General features: G+C 62.8%; 5 protein-coding genes. 3 read left to right on the top strand and 2 right to left on the bottom strand.

Annotation, left to right across the window (positions count from 1 at the left end; translation table 11 throughout):
* Positions 1 to 211 precede the first annotated feature (211 nt).
* A complete protein-coding gene (locus VHD36_05645; GenBank protein ID HVU86782.1) occupies positions 212 to 1,879 on the bottom strand; it encodes a long-chain fatty acid--CoA ligase in 1,668 nt (555 codons plus the stop codon).
* 500 nt (positions 1,880 to 2,379) lie between these two features.
* Here VHD36_05645 and VHD36_05640 point away from each other — a divergent pair, with 500 nt between their 5' ends.
* The 3 genes from VHD36_05640 (at position 2,380) to VHD36_05630 (ending at position 5,311) form a co-directional block, all read left to right on the top strand.
* On the top strand, positions 2,380 to 3,675 hold the full coding sequence (locus VHD36_05640) for a hypothetical protein (GenBank protein ID HVU86781.1): 1,296 nt from the start codon (positions 2,380 to 2,382) through the stop codon (positions 3,673 to 3,675).
* Complete coding sequence (locus VHD36_05635; GenBank protein HVU86780.1) at positions 3,672 to 4,796, top strand: peptidylprolyl isomerase; 1,125 nt, start codon at positions 3,672 to 3,674, stop codon at positions 4,794 to 4,796. Before VHD36_05640 ends, VHD36_05635 begins: the two co-directional genes overlap by 4 nt.
* Before the next feature lie 110 nt (positions 4,797 to 4,906).
* Entirely contained in the window at positions 4,907 to 5,311 is a 405-nt protein-coding gene (locus VHD36_05630; GenBank protein ID HVU86779.1) for a Dabb family protein, read from the top strand.
* Between the two features lie 167 nt (positions 5,312 to 5,478).
* Here the strand turns inward: VHD36_05630 and VHD36_05625 are convergent, their stop codons facing one another.
* Entirely contained in the window at positions 5,479 to 6,927 is a 1,449-nt protein-coding gene (locus tag VHD36_05625; GenBank protein ID HVU86778.1) for a DUF1501 domain-containing protein, read from the bottom strand.
* Positions 6,928 to 6,932: the final 5 nt, after the last annotated feature.

Raw genomic sequence — 6,932 nt, 5'->3', positions numbered from 1 at the left:
CAAACCCAACAAACGACTCTACGAAATGCTCTGCCACTACCTCAGCGGCTGGGCCACACTCGACGAACTTGAGCAAGCTATCGCCAAACATCACGCCACAGCGAAACCCCCGTAGCAAATCTTGAACCGAACACTATTGACCTCTCCCGAGGGGAGAGGGGTTCAAGAAGCGATGTTCAATTCTATGGATTGGCCGCCCCGCTGTGCCGCTTCAGGCGGTTGCCTGCTGCTTTCCCACGGCTTTATCCGCGTTGCCGTTGGTCTTGTAATAATCGCGGAACTGCTCGCGCAGGGCCGACTTGAGGAATTTGCCCGCCGACGTGCGAGGAATTTCGGCCACGAACTCGACACCTTCGGGCAACCACCATTTGGCAAAGCTGGGCGCGAGAAACTCGATCAACTCGGCCGGCGTGGCTTGCTTGTTTGGTTTGAGCACCACGACCGCCAGCGGCCGCTCGGCCCACTTCGGATGTTCGACCGGCACGACGGCCGCCTCGGCCACGGCCGGATGTCCCATCAGGGCGTTTTCGAGCGCGACCGAACTGATCCACTCCCCGCCCGACTTGATCACGTCCTTGGCGCGATCCTGCAACTGAATACTGCCGTCGGGCGAGATGGCCACGATATCGCCGGTGCGAAACCAACCGTCGTCGGTGAACGAGGCGGCCCCTTCAGGGCATTCGAAGTAGCTGCTGGCGATCCACGGCCCGCGCACTTCCAGTTCGCCCATCGTTTGCCCGTCGCGCGGGATGAGGCCGTTTTCGTTGCGGCCGCGCACTTCGACGAGCGGCACCGGGCGGCCTTGCTTGGCGCGGAAGGCGAGTTTCTCCTTCGCACTCTTCTCTTCCAGCCGGGCCGGCACGTTGGCGATCGTGCCCATCGGGCACAATTCGGTCATGCCCCAGGCGTGAACGATGTTCAGATTGTGCCGGTCCTGGAATCCTTGAATCATCGACGGCGGCGCGGCCGAGCCGCCGACGACCATCGCCCGCAAGGATTTCAGGTCGAAGGCCTGGGGGTTTTCGTCGAGAATTTGCAAGATGCCCAGCCAGATCGTGGGAACGCCGGCGGTGAGCGTCACGCGTTCGGCCTCGATCTGCTCGAGCAGGCTGCGCGGATCGAGATGCGGGCCGGGAAAGACTTGCTTGGCGCCGACCATCATGCAGGCAAACGGCAAGCCCCAGGCATTGGCGTGAAACATCGGCACCACGGCCTGTACCACGTCGCGCTCGCAAACGCCCTGGGTATCGGCCAGGCCATTGACGATCGAATGCAAGACGATCGCCCGGTGCGAGGCCAGCACGCCCTTCGGCTTGCCGGTCGTGCCCGAGGTGTAGCACATGCAGGCGGCCTGTCGCTCGTCGAGGTCGGGATAATCGAAGCGCGCCGGATCTTCGGCCGCTAGTAGCTCTTCGTAATTCAAGGTGCCTGGCGGCGTCTGGCCGCAGGCCGTGGGAATCACGACGACGTGTTTGAACGGCACCTGGTCTTTGAACTTTTCGAACAGGGGCCACAGCACATCGTCGACCAGCGCGATTTTGTCGCCGGCATGCCCGGCGATGTATGTGAGATCGTTCGGGTGCAAACGCAGATTGAGCGTGTGCAAGACGCCGCCCGCGCTGGGAATGCCGAAATACGCTTCCAGGTGCTGATAATGATTCCAGGAAAACGTGGCGACGCGGTCGCCATTTTCGACGCCCAGCCGCTTTAGCGCGAGCGACAGCCGCTTGGTGCGATCGATCATGTCGGCGTAGGTGTAGGCGTGCCGGCTCTTGTTCGGCAAACGCGTGGTCACCTGCCGGTCGTAGTACATCTGCTCTGCCCGGCGCAGCATGACGGGAATCGTCAATTCGTAGTCCATGATCAGGCCGTTAAGCATGCGATTCCTCTCAGCACGTCAGAATAAAGAGCAATGGAAAGGTTGATGGGCCTGGCGCGGCAAGCCACACCACGATGCGCTCGTGCAGCGCGCGAATGTCGCTTGCCGTGAACCGTCCCCGCGCGCCCCGGCGCCCAGGCCGCTATTGTAGTGGGTCGCGCGGCGCCGCGACATCCGGCGGCGGCGAAGTTTAGCCGGCCGCGGGGCGGATGCCAGGGTTTATCGAACGGCCGGCCGCCGGGTAGCCTGGTGTACGGGACCAGGTGGCGGTTCAAGGTGCCGGGGAAGGCCCGGCCACGGATGCTGCCGGCTTTGCTCCCCGCCAAGCGGCTCGCGGCGAGGGCGCATCGCGCCGGCATATTCGGCATAAAGTTGCCAACGCCACCGTCAGAAGCTGTCGCACCTTGGCGCGTCGCCAGCGGTCCGATGGCGATGTCCCCTGGCCGCGCTTAGAATCGAGTAATCGGGCACCTTTCCGATCCCTTTCGTCACCGAACGCGATGGCTGTTCAGGCCGTCGTGCTGGCAATGACCCACGCCGTCATTTGCACCCTGACCGGCTTGTTCGTCGCGGCCCAGGCCGTGGCGCCGCAGGCCGTGGCGCCGACCGTGGCCCGCCTCGTGCGGCAGCTCGATGCCACGGAAAAAGCGCGCCGCGAAGATGCCGAGCGACAATTGCTCGAGCTTGGCCCTGCCGCGCTTCCGCATCTGCCGGCTCCGGACGCCGGCAGCGCCGAAGTCCGTCTGCGCGTGGCGCGCATCCGCACGCAGCTCGAGACGCGGCAGGGTGAAGAGCAAGTTCAGGCCAGCCAGGTGACGATTTCCGGGAAGGAGTTGTCGCTGGCCGACGTGCTGTCCGGAATCGAAAAGCAAACCACGAACAAGCTGGTCGACTTCCGCAACGAATTCGGACAGCAAGCGGGTGCGAAATCGCTCAATCTCGACCTGGAGAGAACACCATTCTGGCCTGCGGTCGATCAAATACTCGACCAGGCGGGCATGACGATTTATTCGTACGCCGGTGTGCCGGGACTGTCGCTCGTAAACCGGGCCGGCGACGAGTTGCCGCGTTACAAGCGCGGTGTATACGCGGGGGCCTTTCGCATCGAGGCGACCGACATCACGGCGCGCCGCGATTTGCGCGATCCCAATGGTCATACGCTGAAACTAGCCGTGCAGGTGGCGTGGGAGCCGCGTCTGGCGCCGATCGCGATCACGCAGGCCGCCGCGAACGTAACGGGCGTGGGAGACAACGGCGAGACGCTGGCGGCCGGCTCGGCGGGCGAGTTCGAAGCCACGGTCAATCCCGGCGATTCGTCGGCCGACATGCCGTTGACGTTCGCCCTGCCGTCGCGCGATATGAAAAAGATCGCCAGGCTGAAAGGCAGCTTTGGCGTGATGATGCCGGGCCAGGTCGAGGCATTTCGCTTCGACAAGCTGGGCGAAGACACGCCCCGGGAGCAGCGCCGCGGAGCCGTCAAGGTGGTTCTCGATCAGGTGCGCCGCAATAACGACGTGTGGGAAGTGCGAACCAGGATCGTGTTCGACACGCCCGGGCGAGCCCTGGAATCGCATCGCACGTGGGTGCTGCACAACGAAGCGGTGCTGGAAACTCCGGACAAGAAGACGATCGATTTTGCAGGTCTGGAAACGACGCGGCAAACTGAGAGCGAAGTTGGCGTGTCGTATTTGTTCGATGTGCCCGACATAGCCGGATGCACGTTTGTGTATACAACGCCAACCGTGCTTCTGAATGCCTCGGTTCCTTACGAGCTACACGATATTCCGTTGCCGTGAGCGAAAACGTGGTCTTGCTCAGCCGCTGCGGATTCCTGGTCGACGGACGTTCGAGAGAGGGGACGATGAAAAAGCTGGCCTTTGTCATGTTGTTGCTTGCCACGCTGGCGTCGCCGCGGTCGGTGCGCGCCCAGGCTGAAACGGCTCGCGACGAGCTGATTGCGGTGGGAGCGCTGCCACCGCCGGGCATCGTGGCTGCCACCGTCGCCGGCAAACCCATCGACAGCGCGGAAGTGAATCGCCTGGTCAAGCAGACCTTGCGCGGCCGCCCCGCCAGCAAGGCGGCATTGCCGGGGCTGGAAGCTAACGCCCTGGAGTCGATCGTCAATCGCCACGTGGTCGAAGCCGTTCTCGACAAGCAGAAGATCTCGGTCACCGACGACGAGATCGACAAGACTCTCGCCGAACGCGAAAAAAGCTTAAGAAAAACCGACAGCAATCTCGCCGAAGTGCGCGCCCAGAATGGCGTGACCGCTCAACAGATGCGCGACGAAATCCGTTGGGAGCTACGGTGGGCCAAGTTTTTGCGCCAGGCGATCACCGAAAAAGCGTTGCAACAATACTTCGACGCGCACCGCCAGGAATTCGATGCCACCGAGTTGCGGGTTTCGCACATCGTATTGCGCCCCGATGGTAACCTCGACGTCGAGGAACTCGACCGGCTGGTCAGCCAGGCCGAGCGTATCCGCAACGAAATCATCGGCGAGCTGACCACCTTCGAAGAGGCCGCCAAAAAATACTCCGATGGTCCTAGCCGACTAAAGGGCGGCGACCTGGGCTTTATCAAGCGGCGCGGCGTCATGCCAGAAGAATTCTCCGACGCCGCGTTCAAGCTGAAAAAGGATGAGATTAGCGAGCCGGTCAAAAGCCACTTGGGCGTACACTTGATCAAGTGTACCGATATCCGAGCCGGCCAAAAAACGCTCAATGATGTCCGTCGCGAGATCATGCCGGAAGTCCGCTTGGAAATATTCAAGCAAATCGCGATGGCCGCGCGCGGCTCAGTCGAAATCGAGTACAGCGACGCCTTTCCGCATCTGAATCCGGAAGACGGCTCGCTCATCAAACCGGCCGAACCCGAAAAGCCGGCCAAGGATGGCGAAACGTCCGCGGCCAAGTAGGCCGCGCGCTAGCACGACGTACTCACGGCGCCCATGCTTCGACCTGGGCCGTCGTCGCCGTTACACTGGCGCGGTGCTGATTCTCCACTCAAGACCGAGGATTCTTTGCCATGCGCATGGTGTTACTCTTAGCGACCGTCTTTCTGTGCGGGGGCTTTGCGATGACGTTTGCCGATCGCGCAAGCGCAAGGGCCGGTGAAAAATCCTCGCAGGTGCTGCGCCACATCGTGCTCTATAAATTCAAAGACGACGCGACCCCGGCCCAGGTGCAGGAAGTCGTCGCCACGTTCGCGGCGCTACCGAAAAAGATCGACGGTATCGTCGGCTTCGAACACGGCACCAATGTCAGCCCCGAAGGGAAATCCGACGGATTGACGCACGTTTTCGTGGTCAGCTTCGTCGACGAAAAGGCGCGCGACGCTTACCTCGTGCATCCGGCGCACCAGGCGTATGTCAACGTCGTCAAAGATCGCCGCGAGAAAGTCGTGGTCTTCGACTACTGGGCGGATCGCTGAACGCCGGGTGCCATGCTTTTTCGCCGTGGGCGAATAAGCATGCTTCGTGTTGCTAAGACACCGTCGCGGCTTCGGAACCTGATTGCGTGCCGGCGACCCGTTTTTATCGATGGGCTCCGCGCTAGGGGCACCGGTGGCGCTGGACCAGCGCATTAACGGATCGGCCGCTACACTTCGTCGCCGTTGAAGACCGGCGCGATTGGCTGGCCCGTGTTCAAACGCAACGGCCGGCCGAGCTGATCGTGAATTTCGGTCTCGAGATCGACGCCCAGCGCGCTGTACACGGTTGCGCCCATGTCGCGCGGGTCGAAGGCCTTGGTGAGCGGGAAAGAGGCGGTTTTGTCTGACGTGCCGATCGTGCGACCACCGTGTACGCCACAGCCGGCGAATACGCTGGTGAAGCATTGCGTCCAATGGTCGCGGCCGTCGGGCGAGAACGTGGGCGTGCCGACGTTGCCCCCCAGCTTCGGCGTGCGGCCGAATTCGCCGGTCAGGACCACCAGCGTTTCGTCGAGCATGCCGAGCGCTTGCATGTCCTCCAGAAGCGCGGCAAACGCGCGATCAAGCGGCGGCAGCAAATTCTGCTTCAAGCCCGGGCAATTATTGCTGTGCGTATCCCACTGGCCGGCAAAGCCCATGTTGGCCTGCACCATCGGCACGCCGGCTTGCAGCACGCGGCGCGCGAGCAGCAGCGATTGCCCGAACATGTGGCGGCCATATCTGTCGCGTAACGCGGCGGGCTCGTCGTCGAGCTGGAAAGCTTTGGCCAGGCGGCCGGCCGTCAGCGTGTCGCACGCGGCCTGCTGCTGAGCGTTGAATTGCCGTACGACGGAATGGGCGTCGAGCGCCGCGCGCTGCCGGTCAATTTCGGCCAATAGCATGCGGCGGCTGTCGAAACGCGACACCGACAGACCTTCGGGCATGGTCAGGCTATCGTCGCCCTTGTACTTCGGATGGTTCGGATCATGGCGAAGCTGCCAGGGGTCGTGGCCGGCGCCCAGCATGCCGGCATTTTGCCCGCAGTAGCCGGCGCCTGAGAAATGCATGTACGTCGGCAAATTAACGCCGCTGGGTAACTCGGCCGTGCCGGGGCGAACGAAGTCGAGTCCTGCCGCATAGCAGGGCCAGTCATGGCGCGAGGCGTACAGGCTCGATCCGGGAGGCAAATCGTTGTTGCCGGTCAGCATGGCGTGCGTGCCGGTCTCGTGCGCGGCAAGGCCCGGATTGACGTGCATCGTGCGGACGATGGCCAGCTTGCTGGCGTGCCGGGCCACCAGCGGCAAGTGCTCGCAAAACTGAATGCCGGGAACGTCGGTCGAGATCGGATCGAACGAGCCGCGAATCTCGGCCGGAGCATCGGGCTTCATATCGAACGTGTCGATATGGCTGGGCCCGCCGGTGAGGAATATCAAGAGCACGCTCTTGGCGCGTGGCACAACCGCGCCCGAGCCGCCGGCCGCGCGCGTGGCACGTTCTGCCGAACGAGCCTGCCGTGCCAACAAGGGAGCCAGCGCCACCGACAGCATGCTCGAATAGCCGACTTGCAGTAATTCACGGCGCGACCACGGATGGCCAGCGTGCGGGCGAGTTCGGCGTTGGCGTTGTGAATCAGACATGACTT

The organism is Pirellulales bacterium, from assembly GCA_035546535.1.
Lineage (GTDB): Bacteria > Planctomycetota > Planctomycetia > Pirellulales > JACPPG01 > JACPPG01.
Note: the sequence above shows the minus strand (reverse complement) of the source record. Positions and strands in the feature narration are given on the sequence as shown.